The organism is Luteimonas wenzhouensis (assembly GCF_007859305.1).
Classification (GTDB): domain Bacteria; phylum Pseudomonadota; class Gammaproteobacteria; order Xanthomonadales; family Xanthomonadaceae; genus Luteimonas; species Luteimonas wenzhouensis.
In genome coordinates this window covers 137,145-155,737 of the sequence record NZ_VOHE01000003.1, presented here as the reverse complement: position 1 = coordinate 155,737, position 18,593 = coordinate 137,145, and the positions used below count along the sequence as shown (strand labels likewise).

Sequence of the window (18,593 nt, the reverse complement as noted above, 5' to 3'; positions counted from 1 at the left end):
CGATGGACGCCGACGCCGCTTCGCTCGCGGCCAACCTCCAGGCCATCCGGGCGCGCATCGACGCCGCTTGCCGCGCCGCCGGGCGGGATCCGGGCGAGGTGCGGCTGCTGCCGGTCAGCAAGACCGTCGCGGAGGCGCGCCTGCGCCAGGCCTATGCGCTGGGCGTGCGCGAACTGGGCGAGAACAAGGTCCAGGAGGCGATGGCCAAATCGGAGGCGATGGCCGACCTGGAGGACCTGCGCTGGGTGCTGATCGGCCACCTGCAGACCAACAAGGCCAAGTACGCGGCGCGCTTCGCCAGCGAGTTCCAGGCGCTCGACAGCCTGCGCGTGGCGCAGGCGCTGGACGCCCGGCTGCAGAAGCTGGGCCGCGCGATCGACGTGCTGGTGCAGGTCAACACCTCGGGCGAAGCGAGCAAGTTCGGCCTGCCGCCGGAAGAGGTGCCGGCGTTCGTGAAGCAGCTGCCGGCGTTCTCCTCGCTGCGCGTGCGCGGGCTGATGACCCTGGCCCTGTTCTCCGACGACGAGGCGCGCGTGCGGCCGTGCTTCGTGCACCTGCGCGAGCTGCGCGACCGGCTGCGCCAGGAAGCGCCCGACGGGATCGCGATGGACGAGCTGTCGATGGGCATGTCCGGCGATTTCGAACTGGCGATCGCCGAGGGGTCGACCACGGTGCGCGTGGGCACGGCGATCTTCGGCCGCCGACCCACGCCCGACGACGCGTACTGGCCGGGCGCGGCGGGGCCCGCGGAGAACGACACGCGCTGATTCCGCGGCGTGCGGCTGCGCCTGCGCGAGGGCCAGCCGATGCCGCGTGCGGCGAAAGTGCGCGACGGGCGCGAGGGCGGGCGGCTGCGGCAGGAACGACGTGGCCGATCGGGGCGACTTGACCCAGTGCAATCAAGTCGCCCCGACCGGTCGCCGTCCGCCACCGGCGATCTGCCGCGCCCGGGGAGGGGCGGGCGCGGCATCGAGGCTCGCGCGCCGGGGACGGAATTCCCGCGCCGCCGTCAGGGCGCCGCGGCGAGCTGCTTCTCCAGCTGGTCCAGGACCCGGTAGCAGGGCAGCACCTGGGCCACGCTCGCGTTCGGCTCGCGGCCTTCGCGGATGGCGGCGAAGAACTCGCGGTCCTGCAGCTCGATGCCGTTGACGCTCACGTCCACCTGGCTCACGTCCACCGGCTGCTCGCCGGCCTTGGCGGTGCTCTGCACCAGGTCGTCGTAGCGGGCGATGTAGGTGGCGGTGTCACCGATATAGCGGAAGAAGGTGCCCAGCGGGCCGTCGTTGTTGAAGCTCAGCGACAGGGTGCAGATCGCGCCGGTGCTGCTCTTGAGCTGGATCGACATGTCCATCGCGATGCCGAGCTCGGGATGGATCGGGCCCTGGATCGCGTTGGCCTGCACGATCTCGCCGCCGGTCTGGTAGGCGAACAGGTCCACGGTGTGGGCGGCGTGGTGCCACAGCAGGTGGTCGGTCCAGCTGCGCGGCTCGCCCAGCGCGTTGAGGTTGCTGCGGCGGAAGAAGTACGTCTGCACGTCCATCTGCTGGATGTGGTACTCGCCGGCGAGGATGCGGCGGCGCACGTACTGGTGGCTCGGGTTGAAGCGACGGGTGTGGCCGCACATCGCCACCAGCCCGGTCTTCTCCTGCAGCGCCACCACCTCCTCGCCGTCCTTGAGCACGTCGCACAGCGGGATCTCGACCTGCACGTGCTTGCCCGCCTCCAGGCACGCCTTGGCCTGGGCGGCGTGCATCTGGGTGGGCGTGCACAGGATCACCGCGTCGACGTCGGAGCGCGCAAGCGCCTCGCCGAGCTCGGTCGTGGCGTGCCCGATGCCGTACTTCGCGGCGACCGCGCGGGTCTTCTCCAGGTCGCGGCTGACCAGCGACACGACCTCCACGCCGTCGATGTTGGCGATCGCGTCGAGGTGCTTGATGCCGAATGCCCCCGCGCCCGCGAGGGCGACCTTGATGCTGCTCATCGTTCGTTCTCCAGGATCAGGTGGCCCACGGCCGTGTTGGAGGCCGGCACGTGGTAGAAGCGGTGCGCGACCCGCGGCTTCGGGCCGCCGGCGACGTCGGCCATCGCGCCGCGCGCGATCAGCCACATCACCAGTTCGATGCCTTCCGAACCGGCCTCGCGCACGTACTCGATGTGCGGGATCTGCGCCGCGGCGGCCGGATCGTCGATCAGCCTGTCGAGCCAGGCGTTGTCCCACTCGCGGTTGATCAGGCCCGCGCGCGGGCCCTGCAGCTGGTGGCTCATGCCGCCCGTGCCCCAGACCTGCACGTTGAGGTCCTGGTCGAAGCTCTCCACCGCGCGGCGGATGGACTGGCCCAGGGCGAAGCAGCGGCGGCCCGAGGGCACCGGGTACTGGACCACGTTGACCGCGAACGGGATCACCTTGAACGGCCACTGCTCCGGCTGCCCGCACATCAGCGAGAGCGGCACGGTCAGGCCGTGGTCGACGTCCAGGCGGTTGACGATGGTCAGGTCGAAGTCGTCCTGGATCACGCTCTGGGCGATGTGCGAGGCGAGTTCCGGATGGCCCTCGACCACCGGCACCGGGCGCGGGCCCCAGCCCTCGTCGGCCGGCGCGTACTGCGCACCGGTGCCGATCGCGAAGGTCGGGATCAGGTCGAGGCTGAAGGCGGTGGCGTGGTCGTTGTAGACCAGGAACACCACGTCCGGCCTGTTCTCCTCCAGCCACTGCCTGGAGAAGTCGTAGCCGGCGAACACGGGCTTCCAGTAGTCCTCGCCGCTCTTGCCCAGGTCCAGGGCCGCGCCGATCGCCGGCACGTGCGAGGTGTAGACCGATGCGGTGATGCGGGCCATCAGCGCACCTCCCCGCCGGCGGCGCCCTGCGGCTGGCGGTGCGGCTGCGCGTCGCCGTCCTCGCCGAGGTAGCGGTTGCCCTCGGGCGAGCGCCCGCCCTTGATCATCATGTCGCGGTACTCCTCTTCGGTCATGCCGGTCATGCTGCCGGCCATCTGCTGGAACGACTTGCCGTCGGTGGCGCCGATCTTGGCCAGGAAGTAGATGTTCCCGCCCAGCGCGATGCAGCGGTTGAGGTCGCGGTCGAGCACCGCCTGCTTCTGCTCCTCGCTCATCGGCCACTCGTCGAGGTAGGCGCGTTCGTCGGCCTTGAACCGGGCGCGGTTCTCGGCCTTCATCAGCGACATGCAGAACTGGTTGAGCCAGTAGCCCTTGCGGGACTGGTCGGCGTCGAAGATGGTGGTGCCGGGAATGTCCAGGTAGGGTTTGTCCAGCGGCATGGATCAGCTCCAGTACAGGCGCATCGGGTTGTCCACCAGCAGCTTGCGCTGCAGCTCGGCGGTGGGCGCGATGTGCGGGATGAAATCGACCAGCAGGCCGTCGTCGGGCATGTGGCTGGTGAGGTTGGGGTGCGGCCAGTCGGTGCCCCACAGCACGCGGTCGGGGAAGGCCTCGACCACGCGGCGCGCGAACGGCACCACGTCGCGGTAGGCGTTGCGCTCGCCGTCGAGCGCCGGCGGGCCGCTGATGCTCAGGCGCTCGGGGCAGGTGACCTTGCACCAGACCCGGGGATTGTCGGCCATGAAGCGGATGAAGCGGTCGAACTCCGGCCCGAACGCGTCCCTGCCCACGTCCGGGCGGCCCATGTGGTCGACCACCACGGTGGTGGGAAGCGAGGCGAAGAAGGCCTCGTGCTCGGCCAGGTCCGCGGCCTCGAAGTAGATCACCACGTGCCAGCCCAGCCTGGCCACGCGCTCGGCGATCGAGGCCAGCTCGTCCTTGGGCGCGGAGTCGACCAGGCGCTTGACGAAGTTGAAACGCACGCCGCGCACGCCGGCCTCGTGCATCTCGTGCAGCTCGGCGTCGGTCACGCTCGCGCGCACCGTCGCCACGCCGCGCGCGCGTCCGCCGGAGCGGCGCAGCGCATCCACCATCGCGCGGTTGTCGGCGCCGTGGCAGGTGGCCTGCACGATCACGTTGCGCTCGAAGCCGAGGTGGTCGCGCAGCGCGAACAGCTGCTGCGCGCTCGCATCGCACGGCGTGTACTTGCGCTCGGGCGCGTAGGGGAAGATGTCCCCGGGGCCGAACACGTGGCAGTGCGCGTCGACCGCGCCGGACGGGAGCTGGAAGGCGGGCTTGCTGGGATCGGGATGCCAGTCCAGCCAGCCGGGGGTCTTCTCGAACGTCATCGGGTTCCTCGGGAGGTGCAGGCGGCGCGCAGGCGGTCGGCCTCGGTGCGCCAGTCGGGACTTCGGGCGAAACCGGGCTGGCCGCGCTCGCCGAACGCGCCCGCGTCGGCGAGCTCCGCCATTCGCGCCTGGCGCCGGGCAGCGGCCTCGGCGGTCCAGGGTTCCAGCCCGGCCTCGGCCACGGTGCGGGCGACCTCGCGCATCTCCTCGCTGCGCCGGCGGCCGTGCTCGATCACGCGCTGGAAGAAGTAGCTGGCCTGGGCCTGCCAGTCGATGCCGGGGAAGGTCTCCTCCAGCGAGGCCAGGACCGCGTCCTCGACGCCGTATTCGCGGGCGGCAGCGAGGCTCTCGACGACCAGCGCCTCGAGCCCCTTGATCACCACGCTGCGGCACATCTTGGTCGCGCTGGCCACGCCCAGGCGTTCGTCGTGGAAGCGCGCGGCGAAGCCCAGCGCCTGCAGCGGCGCCTCCAGCGCGCGCGCATGCGGGCCACCCAGCAGCAATGGCACCTTGATCCGGTGCGGCGGCACCGAGGTCATCACCGCGCCTTCCACGTAGCGGGCGCCGGCGCCGTCGACGGCGGCCGCGGCCTCACGCTTGGTCCCGGGCGAGGCGCTGTTGAGGTCGAGGAAGAACGCGCCCGCCTGCAGGCCTGCGAGGCAGGCGCGGGCCGCATCCAGCGTCCGGCTGGCGGTGACCGCGCTGACCACCAGCCCGGCGCCGGCGACGGCGTCGGCGGCATCGCGGCCCGGCACCACCCCGTGCGCGTCGGCGTGCGCGCGCATCGCATCGCCATGCGGTTCGCCAACGGTGGCGAGCGCCAGGTCCCAGGCGCGCACCTGCACGCCCGCGGCGCGCAGGTCCTCGGCCAGGATCTTCCCGACCTCGCCATAGCCGATGAGCGCGACCCGTTGCATGGTCAGTCGATGTACCGCAGACCGGCGCGCGCCAGCGGTTCGCGCATCGCGTACATGTCCAGGCCCAGCTCGCCCGCGGCCAGGCGCTCGCGCTTGGCGCCCTCGTTGGCCTCGCGCTTGCGCGCCGCCTCCAGGGTGGCCGCGGCGCGCTCGCGCGGCACGCAGACCACGCCGTCGTCGTCGGCCACGATCACGTCGCCCGGGGTCACCCACATGCCGGCGCAGACCACCGGGATGTTCACCGAGCCGAGCGTCGCCTTGATCGTGCCCTTGGCGCTGATCGCCTTGCTCCACACCGGGAACTGCATCTCCTGCAGCGTCTTCACGTCGCGCACGCCGGCGTCGATCACCAGCGCGCGCGCGCCGCGGGCCTGGAAGCTGGTGGCCAGCAGGTCGCCGAAGTAGCCGTCGCTGCATTCGGCGGTGACCGCGGCCACCACGATGTCGCCCGGCCGGATCTGCTCGGCGACCACGTGCATCATCCAGTTGTCGCCCGGGTGCAGGAGCACGGTCACCGCGGTGCCCGACACCTGCGCACCCGGGTAGATCGGCCGCATGTAGGGCCTGAGCAGGCCGACCCGGCCCATCGCCTCGTGCACGGTGGCCGAGCCCAGCGGGGCCAGCGCGTCGGCGACCTCGCGGTCGGCGCGCTGGATGTTGCGGTACACCACGCCCAGTTCGTACATGGTCACTTGCCCTTCCGCTTCAGCGCCGCGTCGAGCCGCGGATACACCCGGCGCGCGTTGCCCTCGTAGATCTTCTGCCTGTCCCCGGCGCTGAGCCGGGTGTTGGCCTCGATGTAGCGCCTGGTGTCGTCGTAGTAGTGCCCCGTCTCCGGGTCGATGCCGCGGACCGCGCCGATCATCTCGCTGGCGAACAGGATGTTGTCCACCGGGATGACCGTGGCCAGCAGGTCGATGCCCGGCTGGTGGTAGACGCAGGTGTCGAAGTAGACGTTGTTGAGCAGGTGGTCGCGCAGCAGCGGCTTCTTCAGCTCCTGGGCCAGGCCGCGGTAACGGCCCCAGTGGTAGGGCGCGGCGCCGCCGCCGTGCGGGATGACCAGCCTCAGGGTCGGGAAGTCGCGGAACAGGTCGCCCTGGATCAGCTGCATGACCGCGGTGGTGTCGGCATTGATGTAGTGCGCGCCGGTGGTGTGGAAGCAGGCGTTGCAGCTGGTGCTGACGTGGACCATCGCCGGGATGTCGTACTCGACCAGCTTTTCGTAGATCGGATACCAGCTGCGGTCGGTCAGCGGCGGGCTGGTCCAGTGGCCGCCGGACGGGTCGGGATTGAGGTTGACCGCGACCGCGCCGTACTGCTCCACGCACTTGACCAGCTCGGGGATGCAGGTGGCCGGGTCCACGCCCGGGCTCTGCGGCAGCATCGCGGCGGGGATGAAGTGGTCGGGGAACAGCTGGCTGACCCGGTGGCACATCTCGTTGCAGATCGCCGCCCAGGCCGAGGAGACCTGGAAGTCGCCGATGTGGTGGGCCATGAAGCTGGCGCGCGGTGAGAATACGGTGAGGTCGGAGCCGCGCTCGCGCATCAGGCGCAGCTGGTTGTGCTCGATCGACTCGCGGATCTCGTCGTCGGAAATCCTCAGCTCCGAGGCCCTGGGCATGGCCGACGGGTTGCCGATCGCCGCGATCTGGCGGTTGCGCCACTCCTCGAGCGCCCTGGGCGCAGTGGTGTAGTGGCCATGGATGTCGATGATCATCTGGTCCTACCTGGTGTTGCGCCGCCCCCGGGGCGGCCGGTGACGCTCACGCCGGCGCCATGCCGTGGGCGAGCAGGATCCCGGACGCCGCGTCCGAGGCCATGAAATCGAGCAGGCGTGCGGCCGCCTTCGGATCGCGGCTGCGCACGCACACCGCGCCGGAGAACACCGTCGCGTGCTGGATCGCGTCGGGCAGCGGGCCGATCGCGTCCACGCCCTCCACGCCGACCAGTTCGCTGCGCTGCTGGAAGCCCAGTTCCACCTCGCCGCGCGCGATCAGCGCCGCCACCGGCACGCCGGGCGGCGCCTGGACCAGGCGCGGCTGTACCTGCTCCCGGATGCTCCAGCGCTGGAACAGCCCGGTGAGGTAGGTGCCGCTGGGGCCGGTGGAATGGCCCAGGGTGCGCGCGGCCAGCACCGCCTCGCGGACCTGCGCCTCGTCGGCGACCGGCGGCCGCGGCGCGCCCGCGCGCACCGCCACCCAGATCTCCGACCGCATCAGCGCGCGGCGACTGCCCGGCACCAGGTGCCCGGCTGCTTCCAGCCGCTCGAGCGCCGGCGCCGCCAGCCACACCAGGTCGACCGGCTCGCCGTCCATGACGCGCTTCTCTGCATCGACGCCGCCGACCGAGGTGATCCGCACCTGGGACAGCCCGGCCGCCAGGGCCCCGGACGCCAGCGCCCCCAGGACCTGGCGGGTGGCCATGGACGACAGGCCATCGAGGACGGGGCGCAGGTCAGCCATGGACGCCTCCCGGGGCGGGGCCGCGCCCCTGCGCGTCAGCGTGGGGGCCGGCTGTCCGGAACGGGGCGGGACGCGAATGCATGACCTGCATTGTTCTTGGCCATAACAATCCGCGCCACCCGGTGACCGCTCTAGCTGTTATCGCATTCCGGCATGGCTGGTGCCCATCCATGCCGTCAGCGCGGGGACGCCGGGCGGCTCCGCAGGGTCAGCCACCAGGTCAGCGCGCCGGCCACCAGCAGCACCGGCACCAGCGCCATCAGTACCTGGTTGGCGCTCGAGCCGCCGCCGATCAGCGCCGCCGCCAGCAGCGGGCCGGCGGCCGAACCCAGCCGCCCCACCGACACCGCGGCGCCGACCCCGGTGCCGCGCACCGCGGTCGGGTACTGGCCGGGCGCGAGGGCGTAGAGGATGGTCTGGGTCGAGGAGACGGTGGCGCCGATCGCCAGGCCGCAGAGCATCGCCGCGATCGGCGACGCCGGCGACGCGGCCATCGCCAGCAGCGCCGCGATCGTGGACACGAAGGCCACCGGCACGCAGGCGGTGCGCCAGCGGCCGTCCATCAGCTGGCCGGTGGCCACGCTGGCCAGCGCCCCGCCGATGTTGAACAGCATCTGCACCCACGAGGCGTCGCGCACGCTCAGGCCGCGGCCGACCAGCAGCGACGGCAGCCAGTTGAGCAGCAGGTACATCGCCAGCAGGGCGAGGAAGAAGCCGGTCCACAGCGCCACCGTGCGCGCGGCACGCCCCTCCCCGAACAGCGCCAGGGCCACGCCGGCCCGCTCGCGGGTGCCGAGCTGGCGCTGTTCGCGCGAATCGGGCAGGAACAGCAGCAGCGGCACGGTGAGCAGCAGCGGCGCGAAACCGCCAACCAGGAACACGTTCTTCCAGCTCTCGGGCTCGACCCCCACGGCGCTGGTCAGCGCGGCCAGCGCGCCGCCGGTGGGCAGGCCCGCGTACATCGCCCCGACCACGAAATGGCGGCGGTTCGCCGGCGCGTTCTCGGTCACCAGTGCGAGCAGGTTGGGCAGCGCGCCGCCCAGGCCGACGCCGGTCAGGAACCGGGCCGCCAGCAGGCTCTCGACGTTCCAGCTGTAGGCGGTGGCCACCGACATCGCGCCGAACGCGGCCACCGACGCCACCAGCACCGCCTTGCGGCCCCAGCGGTCGGACAGCCGGCCGCCGATCGCCGCGCCGAGCATGAGTCCGAAGGTGGCGGCGCTGAAGAACCAGCCCAACTGGTCCGGCCCCAGGTCGAAGGCCGCGCGCACGCGCGGCGCGACCACGCCGGCCGCCTGCAGGTCATATCCCTCGAACACCGACACCGCGCAGCACAGTGCCAGCGTCAGCCATGCCGTCCTGCCCGCCGGCTCGCGCACCGCCTGGCCCATGGTTCCTCCCGTCGTCATTCGCCGCCGGCCGGCGACGCCGGGGTCGAGAAGGCCACAGCAATTAGTTATTGTCAATAACTTGCCGCCCGGCGCGGGCGCGGGCCGCGGATCGGCGGGGCGGCGCATGGGCCCGCCGCCTGGGGCCTCCACGCGCGGCCTCCCGATCTTGACTGGTTCCTCTACATATGACCGAATAGTCAATAATTCGAGCCGCCGCCTCCCGCCTCCCGCCTCCCGCCGCCGCCGCGCCGCGCCGGGAACCCAAGCCAAGAGGATCCGCATGTTTCCGTTGAACGCCTGGTACGTGGCCTGTACCCCGGACGAAATCGAGGGCAAGCCGCTGGGGCGGCGCATCTGCGGCCTGTCGATGTGCCTGTACCGCGACGGAGAGGGCCGCGCCGCCGCGGTGGAGGACTTCTGCCCGCACCGCGGCGCCGCGCTCTCGCTCGGCACCGTGTGCGAGGGCAAGCTGGTGTGCGGCTACCACGGCCTGGTGATGGGCCGCGACGGCTGCACCGTGTCGATGCCGCAGCAGCGCGTCGGCGGCTTCCCGCGCATCCGCAGTTACCCGGTGCTCGAGCGCTACGGCTTCGTCTGGGTATGGCCCGGCGACCCCGCGCTCGCCACGCCCGACGCCCTGCCCCACTTCGAGTGGGCTGAAAGCCCGGACTGGGCCTACGGCGGCGGCCTGTACCACGTGGAGGCCGACTACCGGCTGATGGTCGACAACCTCATGGACCTCACCCACGAGACCTACGTCCACGCCAGCAGCATCGGCCAGAAGGAGATCGACGAGTCGCCGGTGACCACGCGCGTGGTCGGCCAGGAAGTGGTGACCAGCCGCTTCATGGAGAACGTCCTGGCGCCGCCGTTCTGGCGCGCCGCGCTGCGCGCCAACGGCCTGCCCGACGACCAGCCGGTGGACCGCTGGCAGATCTGCCACTTCACCCTGCCCAGCCACGTCATGATCGAGGTCGGCGTGGCCCTGGCCGGCAACGGCGGCCACCAGGCGCCGGACGCGGTGAAGGCCTCCAGCGTCGTGGTCGACTTCATCACCCCCGAGACCGGCACCAGCCACTGGTACTTCTGGGGCATGGCGCGCCGCTTCAAGGTCGACGACCCCGAACTGACCGCCAGCATCCGCGAAGGCCAGGGCCGCATCTTCGCCGAGGACCTGGCGATGCTCGAGTCGCAGCAGCGCAACCTGCTCGACCACCCGGGCCGCGACCTGCTCAAGCTCAACATCGACGCCGGCGGCGTGCAGGCGCGGCGCATGATCGAGCGGGCGATCGCGGCCGAAACCGCCGCCGCCTCCGCGTGAGCGACACGATCGACGTCCGCGTCGCGCGTCGCGCCGACGAGGCGCAGGGCGTGGTCTCGCTGCGCCTGGAACGCGCCGATGGCGCGCCGCTACCGGCGTTCGAGCCGGGCGCGCACGTGGACGTGCACCTGGGCGAAGGCCTGGTGCGCCAGTACTCGCTGTGCAACGCGCCCGGGCAGCCGTGGTACGAGCTCGGCGTCCTGCTGGCCGAGGATTCGCGCGGCGGCTCCCGCGCCGTGCACGCGCTGCGCGAGGGCGACCGGCTGCGCATCGGGGCGCCGCGCAACCTGTTCCCGCTCGCGAGCGATGCGCCGCACCACCTGCTGCTCGCCGGGGGCATCGGCATCACCCCGCTGCTGAGCATGGCCGAGGTGCTGCATCGCGACGGACGGCCGTTCGTGCTGCACGCCTGCGCGCGCAGCACCGCGCGGCTGCCGTTCCAGGCGCGCCTGGCCACCGCGCCCTGGAGCCGCCAGGTGCGCGTCCACATCGACGGCCCCGACGGCCCCAGCCACAGCCTCGACGCGCTCGTGGCCGGCGCTCCCGCCGGCAGCCACGTCTACGCCTGCGGCCCGGCCGGCTTCATCGAGGCCGCGCGCCGGGCCTGCGAGGCGGCGGGGTTCGGCGCCGACCGCTTCCACAGTGAGTCCTTCAGCGCGCTGCCGGTGGATGCTCCGGGCAACGACGGGTTCGAGGTCGAGATCAACGACGGGCGCGTGTTCCGCGTCGCCGCGGACCAGAGCGTCGCCCAGTGCCTCGAGGCGCACGGCGTGTTCATCCCGGTGTCGTGCGAACAGGGCATCTGCGGCACCTGCGTCACCCGCGTGCGGGCCGGCATCCCCGACCATCGCGACCAGTTCCTGACCGACGAGGAACGCAGCTCCGCCGCACTGTTCACGCCCTGCTGCTCGCGCTCGCTGACGCCGAGGCTGGTGCTCGACCTCGATGCCTGAGGCGCGGCGCGTAGAATGGGCCATCGGCGTCCCGCCGCACCGGTAGAGCCGTGGACCTGCGCCAGATCGCCTATTTCGTGCAGGTAGCCGAACTCGGCAGCTTCACCCGTGCCTCCGTGGTGCTGGACGTGGCCCAGCCTGCGCTCAGCCGCCAGGTGCGGCTGCTGGAAGTGGAACTGGGCCAGCCGCTGCTGGTCCGCAACGGCCGCGGCGTCACCCCGACCGAAGCCGGGCGGGTGCTGCTCGAGCGTGGCCGCGGCCTGCTGCACCAGGTGGAGAGCCTGCGCGACGAGCTCGCGCGCCTGGGCGGCGGCACCCGCGGCAAGGTCGCGCTCGGCATGCCGCCCACGCTGTCCAAGCTCCTGACCGTCGCCCTGGTGCGCTCGGCCGCGCGCCACCTGCCGGGCGTGACCCTGTCGATCAGCGAGGGCCTGAGCACGGTGATGCTGGAGGCGCTGGTCGCCGGCACCCTCGACGTGGCCCTGGTGTACGACCTGCCGCAGCAGCCGGGCGTGGCGCTGGAGACGGTGTTCGAGGAACCGCTGCTGCTGGTGTCGCGCGCCAGCGCCGGCGCCGATCCGCGGCCAGTGTCTCTGCAGGAACTTGCGCGCCTGCCGCTGGTGATCCCGCGCCGGCCCAACACCATCCGGATGCGGGTCGAGGACACCCTGGCCCGGCTGGGCCACGCGCCGACCATCGCGATGGAGGCCGATGGCGTGGACGCGATCCTCGGCCTGGTGGCCGACGGCGTCGGGCACGCGCTGCTCAGCGCCAACGCGGTGCGCACCGCGGCCCAGCCGCTGCGCTACCTCACCCGCTCCATCGCCCCGCCGGGGGTGGTGGTACGGGTGATGCTGGCGACCAGCGCGCACCGGCCCAGCACCCAGGCCCAGCGCTCGATGGTGGCGCTGATCCGCTCCGGGCTGCCGGCCGCGCTCGATCCCGGCCGCGACCAGCGCGACGGGCAACCGGCGTTCTGGCTGTAGCGCCGCGCCTTCAGTCGGTCTCGGGGAACGGCAACCCGACGTAGTTCTCGGCGATGCTGCGGCGGCCGGCCTCGCTCGAGAGCAGGTAGGACAGTTCCGCCTCGCGGACGCGACGGTCGAACATCGGCGTGTCCGGGAAGTCGTGCAGCAGGCTGGTCAGCCACCACGAGAAGCGCTGCGCCTTCCAGATCCGGTCCAGGCACAGCGGCGAGTAGCGCTGCAGCGCGTCGTGGTCGCCGGCGCAGGCGCGGGCGAGCAGCTTCCAGGCCACGTACACGTCGGACGCGGCGAGGTTGAGACCCTTGGCGCCGGTCGGCGGCACGATGTGCGCGGCGTCGCCGACCAGGATCATGCGCCCGTACTGCATCGGCTCGACCACGAAGCTGCGCAGCGGCGCGATGCTCTTCTCCAGCGACGGCCCGGTGACCAGGCGCTCGGCGTGCGCCTGCGGCAACCGCCCGCGCAGCTCGTCCCAGAAGCGGCCGTCGCTCCAGTCCTCCACCTTCTCGGTCAACGGCACCTGCAGGTAGTAGCGGCTGCGGCTGCGGCTGCGCATGCTGCACAGCGAGAAGCCGCGCGGATGCCGCGAGTAGATCAGCTCGTCGTCGACGGGCGGGGTGTCGGACAGCAGCCCCAGCCAGCCGAAGGGATACACGCGCTCGTGTTCGGTCAGCACGCCCGCCGGGATGCTGCGGCGGCTGACGCCGTGGAAGCCGTCGCAGCCGGCGACGTAGTCGCATTCGATGCGCTCGCGGCGGCCGTGGCGGGTGAACGAGACCGACGGACGGGCGCCGTCGAGGTCGTGGATCTGCACGTCGGCGGCGCCGTAGTGGATCACCCCGCCCTCGCGCTGGCGCAGTTCCATCAGGTCGCGGGTGAGCTCGGTCTGGCCGTACACCATCACCGAGCAGCCGGTCAGGCCCTTGAGGTCGATGTGGTGCAGCTCGCCGTCGACGCCGACGTGGAAGCCGTCGTGCGGCAGCCCCTCGCGGTCCATGCGCTCGCCGGCCCCGGCCTGGCGCAGCATCTCCATCGTCCCCCGTTCCAGCACCCCGGCGCGGATCCGCCCGAGTACGTACTCGGGCCTCTGCCGCTCCAGCACCACCACGTCCACGCCCGAACGCGCCAGCAGTTGCGACAACAGCAGGCCGGATGGGCCTGCACCGATCACGACGACCTGGGTCTTCATCCGTGCTCCACGCCAGAACCGGGGGGATTCCCCGACGCTTCCGATTGTTCGGCCCCGGGCCGTGCCGATGAATGCACGGACGGGGCCACGACCGGGACTTTTCGCTCACCCCCGGGATTTTGTTATCGTCCATAACGTACCCGGGGCCCCACCGCCCCCGGGAGGAAGCCCGCATGGCCGGTTCCGCCAGCGCCCGCCCAGGCACGTCGATCCCGCTGTTCCCGCTGTACGGCGAGCGCACGCCATGGCAGGCGCCCGACCTGGTGCACTGCGAGACGATCGCCTCGCGCAGCCGCCGCCACGGCTGGGTGATCGCGCCCCACCGGCATGCGGACCTGGCCCAGCTGCTGTGGGTGGGCCGCGGCCGGGTTGCGATCCAGCTCGACGGGCGCGAGCATCGCGCCCAGGGTCCGGTGCTGCAGTTCGTGCCGCCACTGTGCGTGCACGGTTTCGTGTTCAGCGAGGACGTGCAGGGCCACGTGGTGACCCTGGCGGCCCCGATGCTGGCCGGCCTGGCCGAGGAGTTGGGCGCGGCCGGCGAATTGCGCCAGCCGCTGCGCCTGCGGGTGGGCGAGGCCGGGTCGGGCCTCGCGGCCACCTTCGCCCAGCTGCACGAGGAGTACCACCAGCGCGCGCCGGGCCGCGAGGCCATGCTGCGCGCGTTGTGCCTGCAGGCGCTGGTGCACCTGCTGCGCCACCAGGCCGAACCCGGGGAGCCGGAACCGGCGCCGCCGCGGCGCGCACGCGAGCGGCAGCTCGAGCGCTACCGCGAACTGGTGGAACAGCACTTCCGCAAGCACCTGCCGGTGGGCTACTTCGCCCAGCGCCTGGGCATCAGCATCGCCAGCCTCAACCGGATCTGCCGCGAACTGGCCGGCAGCAGCGCCCAGGGCCTGCTGCACCAGCGCCTGCTGCTTGAGGCCAACCGCGACCTCGCCTACACCCACAAGCCGGTCCAGGTGGTCGCCGAGGAACTGGGCTTCAGCGACCCGGCCTACTTCAGCCGCTTCTTCAGCCGCGCGATGGGCTGCCCGCCTTCGGCCTACCGCGCGCGCGCCGCGCGCCTGCCCAAGGACGGCTGACACGGTTTGCGCCGCACCCGCGGCGTCCATCGATCGACCGTGCCGCGCGCCGTGTCCCGCGCACGGGGATGTCCCGTGCGACCGCATCGCGCGCCCGGCGGCATCCACCGCCAAGGGCGTTCCCGCGTGGATGGATGCCCTCTGACCATCTGGTCATAATGGCCGGACCACGGGACGCCCCCGCGTCCGTGGCCACCGCTCCGTCGCCCGCAGGGAAGGCCGCATGCCCAACGAGTCCCGTCCCGCCCCGTCCAGACGGCGTCCCGACCGGCGCCGGGACCGCACCCGCGAGGCGCTGCTGCGCGCCGGCCGGGCGCTGTTCGCGCAGCGGGACGTGGACGCGGTGAGCATCGACGAGATCGTCAACCTGGCCGACGTTGCCAAGGGCAGCTTCTACAACCACTTCCGCGACAAGGAAGCCTTCGCCCGCGAGATCGGGGCCGAAGTCCGCAACCGCGTCGAACAGGCCATCATCGCGGTCACCGCCGACGTGGACGACGCCGCGCTGCACTCGGCCCTCGCGCTGTGCGTGTTCGCCCGGTTCGCGACCCGCTTCCGCGACGCCGCGCGCGTGCTCTACAAGCTCAACGACGGCTCCACCATGGCCCAGGCGCCGATCAACCGGAACATGGCCGAGGTGCTCGAACGCGGCCTCTCGGCCGGCCGCTTCCGCGACATCGACCTGGAATGCGCGGTGCTCGTGGTGATGGGCCTGACCGTGATCACGGTGCGCCACGTGCTCGAGGAGCGGTTGGCCACGCCACCGGCCGAAATCGCCCGGAGCATGGCGCAGTCGATGCTGCGGGCGCTCGGCGTGCCGCCCGCGCAGGCACGTTCGCTGGCCGCGACCGCGGTCGCGCGCATCTTCGCAAACGGCGCCGCGGTGTTCCCGGACGCCTGATCCGCGGGTCAGGACGTGGCGCGCAGCCGCGCCAGCTGCGCGTTGAACTCCAGGCGCAGTTCCCCGAGCATCCATAGCGCGCGTTCGGCGCGCTCGCACGCGTCGGCGCCGGCGCCGGTATCGCCGGACGCCACCGCGGCCGTGCGCACGCAGGCGCAGGCCAGCAGCAGCTGTCCGGTGGCGCGCAGGAAGGTGTCGGCCACCCGCGCCGGCGCCGACGCGTCGCTGGCGGCGGCCGCGCGCACGCGCTCGAACGCGGCCGAGAGCCTGCGGCACAGCCGCCGCAACACGCCGGCCGCTGCCGCCAGCCCCGCGCCCTCCGCCTTGGCGGCGACGCGTTCGCATTCGTCGGCGAACACCGTCAGGCGCGCGCCGTCGTCGGCCAGCAGCTTGCGCTGCAGCAGGTCGAGCGCCTGGATCTCGTTGCTGCCCTCGTAGATCATCGCGATGCGGCTGTCGCGCACCACCTGTTCGATGCCGTATTCGCGCACGTATCCGTAGCCGCCGAAGGCCTGCAGCGCGCGATTGGCGAGCAGGTGCCCGCATTCGGTGAAGTGCGCCTTGGCCACTGGCGTCAGCAGTTCGACCAGCATCCCCGCACGCCGGCGCTCGTCCGCATCCGGCGCGTGCTCATGCAGGTCGATCAGGTGGCCCAGCCAGTAGCCGGCGGCGCGCATCTGTTCCGACCAGCCGCGCAGGCAGCGCAGCAGGTGGCGGATCGGCGGATGCGCGGCGATCGGGTCGGCGGGCTGTTCCGGCTCCATGCGCGGCTCGGCGCGCATCTGCCGGCGCTGGTGGGCGTAGGCATGGGCCAGCTCGCTCGCGCGCGCCGCGTGCGCCACGCCCTGCATCGCGGCGTGCAGGCGCGCGGCGTTCATCATCACGAACATCGCCGGCAGCCCGCGATGCGCCTCGCCCACCCGCCAGCCCACCGCGCCCTCGAAGCGCAGCGCGGTGGTGGCGCTGCCGTGCAGGCCCATCTTGTGCTCGAGGCCGTCGACGAACACGCCGTTGCGGCTGCCGTCCTCGAGCATGTCCGGCACCACGAACAGCGAGATCCCGCGCGTGCCCGGCGGCGCATCGGGCAGCCGCGCCAGCACCAGGTGGACGATGTTCGGGGTCAGGTCCTGGCCGCCGCCGGAGATGAACACCTTGGCCCCGGTGATGCGCACGCTGCCGTCGGCGGCCGGAACCGCGCGGGTGCGCAGCAGCGACAGGTCGCTGCCGGCCTGCGGCTCGGTCAGGCACATCGTGGCCAGCCATTCGCCGCCGACCAGCGGCGGCAGGAAGCGGGCCTGGACGTCCGGCGACGCGTGCGCCTGCAGGCAGGCGACCGCGCCGGCGAGCAGGCCCGGGTACATCGTCCACGCATGGTTGGCGCCCACCTGCATCTCGGTGAATGCCAGTTCCAGCAACGCGGGCAGGCCCTGGCCACCCCATTCGGGATCGCGGGCCAGGGCCGGCCAGCCATCCGCGACGTAGCGCCGGTAGGCCTGGGCGAATCCGTCGGGTGTACGGACGCACCCGTCGACCAGCCGGCAGCCCTGCAGGTCGCCGACCGCGTTGAGCGGTGCCAGCACCTCGGCGCAGAAGCGGCCGGCCTCGGCCAGCACCGCTTCGGCCGTGTCCAGGTCCAGGGCGGCGAACCGCGGGATGCGCTTCCAGTCGTCCCGGGCCCGCAGCCACGGGCCGAGGAGGAAGGCGATGTCATCCAGCGGCGGCTGCCACGGCAGGCTCATTCCGCCGGTCAGAACGGGTAGTGGCGCGGCTCGTTCTGGATCGTGATCCAGCGCAGCTCGGTGAACTCGGCGATGCCCGCCTTGCCGCCGAAGCGGCCGTAGCCGCTGTCCTTCACCCCGCCGAACGGCATCTGCGCCTCGTCGTGCACGGTCGGGCCGTTGATGTGGCAGATGCCCGACTGGATCCGCGCGGCCACGCGCCAGGCGCGCGAGACGTCGCGGCTGAACACCGCCGCCGACAGGCCGTACTCGGTGTCATTGGCCACTTCGACCGCCTGGTCCTCGCCGTCGACCCGGATCACCGAGACCAGGTTGCCGAACGACTCCTCGGAATACAGGCGCATCTGCCTGGTGACCCCGTCGATCACCGTCGGCTGCATGATCGTGCCGTCGATCTGGCCGCCGCAGGCGATGCGCGCGCCCTTGGACACGGCGTCGTCGATCAGCTCGCGGCAGTGCGCGGCCGCCTCGGGCGAGAACAGCGCGCCGAGCGGAGTGTCGTTCGCGGCCGGGTCGCCGGCCTTGAGCGTGGCGGCCTTGGCCGCGACCATCGCCACGAACTCGTCGGCGACCCGGCTGTCGACCACCAGGCGCTCGGTCGACATGCAGATCTGGCCCTGGTTCATGAACGCGCCGAACACCGCGCCGTCGCGCGCGGCCTCGAGGTCGGCGTCGTCGAGCACCAGCAACGGCGCCTTGCCGCCGAGCTCGAGCAGCGCCGGCTTGAGCGACTCGGCGGCCAGCCTGGCGACGATGCGGCCCACGCGGGTCGAGCCGGTGAAGTTGACCCGGCGCACGCGCGGGTCGCGGATCAGCGCGGCCACGATCTCCGGCGCATCGGCCGGGGCGTTGGTGACCACGTTGACGATGCCCTCGCCCAGCCCCGCCTCGACCAGCACCTCGCCGATCAGCGCATGCACGCCCGGGCACGCTTCGGACGCCTTGAGCACCACGGTGTTGCCGCAGGCCAGCGGCGTGGCCAGCGCGCGGGTGCCGAGGATGACCGGCGCGTTCCACGGCGCGATGCCCAGCACCACGCCGGCCGGCTGGCGCACGCCCATGGCGAGGCTGCCGGGCACGTTGGACGGGATGACCTCGCCGCTGATCTGGGTGGTCAGCGCCGCCGCCTCGCGCAGCATGTTGGCGGCCAGCATCACGTTGAAGCCGTACCAGCCGGCCGTGCCGCCGGTCTCGGCGACGCCGATGCGGATGAAGTCGCCGGCGCGCGCATCCATCAGGTCCGCGGCCTTGAGCAGGCGGGCCCGGCGCTCGCCGGGCGAGACCGCCGCCCAGGCCGGGAACGCCGCGGCCGCGGCGTCGACCGCCGCGATGGCATCGGCCACCGACGAGGCAGGCGCGCGGCTGGCGACTTCGCCATTGACCGGGTTGAGGCGGTCGAACGTGGCGCCGTTGGCGGCGGCGCGGCGCGCACCACCGATCAGAAGTTCAACGTGATGCATGGTTCCTC

18 protein-coding genes are annotated in these 18,593 nt (G+C 72.3%); 6 read left to right on the top strand and 12 right to left on the bottom strand.

What is annotated here, in order from left to right; genetic code table 11:
- Positions 1–2: 2 nt before the first annotated feature.
- A complete protein-coding gene (locus FQY79_RS07055) occupies positions 3–767 on the top strand; it encodes a YggS family pyridoxal phosphate-dependent enzyme (RefSeq protein ID WP_146312153.1) in 765 nt (254 codons plus the stop codon).
- A 242-nt stretch (positions 768–1,009) separates the two neighbouring features.
- Here FQY79_RS07055 and FQY79_RS07050 read toward each other — a convergent pair whose 3' ends face one another.
- The 9 genes from FQY79_RS07050 to mhpT all read right to left on the bottom strand — a co-directional run bounded on the left by FQY79_RS07050 (position 1,010) and on the right by mhpT (position 8,954).
- Entirely contained in the window at positions 1,010–1,981 is a 972-nt protein-coding gene (locus tag FQY79_RS07050) for a Gfo/Idh/MocA family oxidoreductase (RefSeq protein ID WP_146312151.1), read from the bottom strand.
- Complete coding sequence (locus FQY79_RS07045) at positions 1,978–2,835, bottom strand: class III extradiol dioxygenase subunit beta (protein ID WP_146312148.1); 858 nt, start codon at positions 2,833–2,835, stop codon at positions 1,978–1,980. The genes FQY79_RS07050 and FQY79_RS07045 overlap by 4 nt, the downstream gene beginning before the upstream one ends.
- Positions 2,835–3,275, bottom strand: coding sequence for a protocatechuate 4,5-dioxygenase subunit alpha (gene ligA, locus FQY79_RS07040; protein ID WP_027071054.1), 441 nt, complete (start codon positions 3,273–3,275; stop codon positions 2,835–2,837). The genes FQY79_RS07045 and ligA overlap by 1 nt, the downstream gene beginning before the upstream one ends.
- A 3-nt stretch (positions 3,276–3,278) precedes the next feature.
- On the bottom strand, positions 3,279–4,184 hold the full coding sequence (locus FQY79_RS07035; RefSeq protein WP_146312146.1) for an amidohydrolase family protein: 906 nt from the start codon (positions 4,182–4,184) through the stop codon (positions 3,279–3,281).
- Entirely contained in the window at positions 4,181–5,101 is a 921-nt protein-coding gene (locus FQY79_RS07030; protein ID WP_146312144.1) for an NAD(P)-dependent oxidoreductase, read from the bottom strand. The genes FQY79_RS07035 and FQY79_RS07030 overlap by 4 nt, the downstream gene beginning before the upstream one ends.
- Positions 5,102–5,103: 2 nt before the next feature.
- Positions 5,104–5,778 (bottom strand): 4-carboxy-4-hydroxy-2-oxoadipate aldolase/oxaloacetate decarboxylase, encoded by a 675-nt coding sequence (gene ligK / locus FQY79_RS07025; RefSeq protein ID WP_425463197.1) that lies wholly within the window; start codon positions 5,776–5,778, stop codon positions 5,104–5,106.
- Between the two features lie 11 nt (positions 5,779–5,789).
- The gene (locus tag FQY79_RS07020; RefSeq protein WP_146312142.1) at positions 5,790–6,818 is read right to left on the bottom strand and encodes an amidohydrolase family protein; all 1,029 of its coding nucleotides are present in this window, start codon (positions 6,816–6,818) and stop codon (positions 5,790–5,792) included.
- 46 nt (positions 6,819–6,864) lie between these two features.
- Complete coding sequence (locus tag FQY79_RS07015; RefSeq protein ID WP_222434256.1) at positions 6,865–7,563, bottom strand: substrate-binding domain-containing protein; 699 nt, start codon at positions 7,561–7,563, stop codon at positions 6,865–6,867.
- Between the two features lie 176 nt (positions 7,564–7,739).
- Complete coding sequence (mhpT, locus tag FQY79_RS07010; protein WP_146312518.1) at positions 7,740–8,954, bottom strand: 3-(3-hydroxy-phenyl)propionate transporter MhpT; 1,215 nt, start codon at positions 8,952–8,954, stop codon at positions 7,740–7,742.
- A gap of 280 nt (positions 8,955–9,234) precedes the next feature.
- Here mhpT and FQY79_RS07005 point away from each other — a divergent pair, with 280 nt between their 5' ends.
- Genes FQY79_RS07005 through FQY79_RS06995 form a run of 3 tightly spaced genes read left to right on the top strand, consistent with a single transcriptional unit; the run spans position 9,235 to position 12,214 of the window.
- Complete coding sequence (locus FQY79_RS07005) at positions 9,235–10,275, top strand: aromatic ring-hydroxylating oxygenase subunit alpha (protein ID WP_146312140.1); 1,041 nt, start codon at positions 9,235–9,237, stop codon at positions 10,273–10,275.
- Entirely contained in the window at positions 10,272–11,228 is a 957-nt protein-coding gene (locus tag FQY79_RS07000) for a PDR/VanB family oxidoreductase (protein WP_146312138.1), read from the top strand. The genes FQY79_RS07005 and FQY79_RS07000 overlap by 4 nt, the downstream gene beginning before the upstream one ends.
- Positions 11,229–11,278: 50 nt before the next feature.
- Positions 11,279–12,214, top strand: coding sequence for a LysR family transcriptional regulator (locus FQY79_RS06995; RefSeq protein WP_146312136.1), 936 nt, complete (start codon positions 11,279–11,281; stop codon positions 12,212–12,214).
- A 10-nt stretch (positions 12,215–12,224) separates the two neighbouring features.
- On the opposite strand, the gene pobA is transcribed toward FQY79_RS06995, so the two are convergent.
- Positions 12,225–13,403 (bottom strand): 4-hydroxybenzoate 3-monooxygenase, encoded by a 1,179-nt coding sequence (gene pobA, locus FQY79_RS06990; RefSeq protein ID WP_146312134.1) that lies wholly within the window; start codon positions 13,401–13,403, stop codon positions 12,225–12,227.
- A gap of 173 nt (positions 13,404–13,576) precedes the next feature.
- Between pobA and FQY79_RS06985 the strand changes: the two genes are divergently transcribed.
- The gene (locus FQY79_RS06985) at positions 13,577–14,485 is read left to right on the top strand and encodes a helix-turn-helix domain-containing protein (protein ID WP_186759839.1); all 909 of its coding nucleotides are present in this window, start codon (positions 13,577–13,579) and stop codon (positions 14,483–14,485) included.
- A 223-nt stretch (positions 14,486–14,708) separates the two neighbouring features.
- The gene (locus tag FQY79_RS06980; RefSeq protein ID WP_146312130.1) at positions 14,709–15,386 is read left to right on the top strand and encodes a TetR/AcrR family transcriptional regulator; all 678 of its coding nucleotides are present in this window, start codon (positions 14,709–14,711) and stop codon (positions 15,384–15,386) included.
- An 8-nt stretch (positions 15,387–15,394) separates the two neighbouring features.
- Here FQY79_RS06980 and FQY79_RS06975 read toward each other — a convergent pair whose 3' ends face one another.
- A complete protein-coding gene (locus tag FQY79_RS06975; protein ID WP_222434255.1) occupies positions 15,395–17,125 on the bottom strand; it encodes an acyl-CoA dehydrogenase family protein in 1,731 nt (576 codons plus the stop codon).
- An 8-nt stretch (positions 17,126–17,133) separates the two neighbouring features.
- Positions 17,134–18,585 carry an aldehyde dehydrogenase gene (locus tag FQY79_RS06970; RefSeq protein ID WP_146312128.1) on the bottom strand — a complete coding sequence of 484 codons (1,452 nt, stop codon included), beginning with the start codon at positions 18,583–18,585 and terminating at the stop codon, positions 17,134–17,136.
- Positions 18,586–18,593 lie beyond the last annotated feature (8 nt).

What these genes read in the sequence shown, in the direction of transcription:
- ligA (WP_027071054.1), bottom strand. Translation starts at nt 3,275, where the DNA reads ATGCCGCTGGACAAACCCTACCTGGACATTCCCGGCACCACCATCTTC.
- mhpT (WP_146312518.1), bottom strand. Translation starts at nt 8,954, where the DNA reads ATGGGCCAGGCGGTGCGCGAGCCGGCGGGCAGGACGGCATGGCTGACG.
- FQY79_RS07005 (WP_146312140.1), top strand. Translation starts at nt 9,235, where the DNA reads ATGTTTCCGTTGAACGCCTGGTACGTGGCCTGTACCCCGGACGAAATC.
- FQY79_RS07020 (WP_146312142.1), bottom strand. Translation starts at nt 6,818, where the DNA reads ATGATCATCGACATCCATGGCCACTACACCACTGCGCCCAGGGCGCTC.
- FQY79_RS07015 (WP_222434256.1), bottom strand. Translation starts at nt 7,563, where the DNA reads ATGGCTGACCTGCGCCCCGTCCTCGATGGCCTGTCGTCCATGGCCACC.
- pobA (WP_146312134.1), bottom strand. Translation starts at nt 13,403, where the DNA reads ATGAAGACCCAGGTCGTCGTGATCGGTGCAGGCCCATCCGGCCTGCTG.
- FQY79_RS06980 (WP_146312130.1), top strand. Translation starts at nt 14,709, where the DNA reads ATGCCCAACGAGTCCCGTCCCGCCCCGTCCAGACGGCGTCCCGACCGG.
- FQY79_RS06975 (WP_222434255.1), bottom strand. Translation starts at nt 17,125, where the DNA reads ATGAGCCTGCCGTGGCAGCCGCCGCTGGATGACATCGCCTTCCTCCTC.
- FQY79_RS07055 (WP_146312153.1), top strand. Translation starts at nt 3, where the DNA reads ATGGACGCCGACGCCGCTTCGCTCGCGGCCAACCTCCAGGCCATCCGG.
- FQY79_RS07035 (WP_146312146.1), bottom strand. Translation starts at nt 4,184, where the DNA reads ATGACGTTCGAGAAGACCCCCGGCTGGCTGGACTGGCATCCCGATCCC.
- FQY79_RS07045 (WP_146312148.1), bottom strand. Translation starts at nt 2,835, where the DNA reads ATGGCCCGCATCACCGCATCGGTCTACACCTCGCACGTGCCGGCGATC.
- FQY79_RS06985 (WP_186759839.1), top strand. Translation starts at nt 13,577, where the DNA reads ATGGCCGGTTCCGCCAGCGCCCGCCCAGGCACGTCGATCCCGCTGTTC.
- FQY79_RS06970 (WP_146312128.1), bottom strand. Translation starts at nt 18,585, where the DNA reads ATGCATCACGTTGAACTTCTGATCGGTGGTGCGCGCCGCGCCGCCGCC.
- FQY79_RS07030 (WP_146312144.1), bottom strand. Translation starts at nt 5,101, where the DNA reads ATGCAACGGGTCGCGCTCATCGGCTATGGCGAGGTCGGGAAGATCCTG.
- FQY79_RS07050 (WP_146312151.1), bottom strand. Translation starts at nt 1,981, where the DNA reads ATGAGCAGCATCAAGGTCGCCCTCGCGGGCGCGGGGGCATTCGGCATC.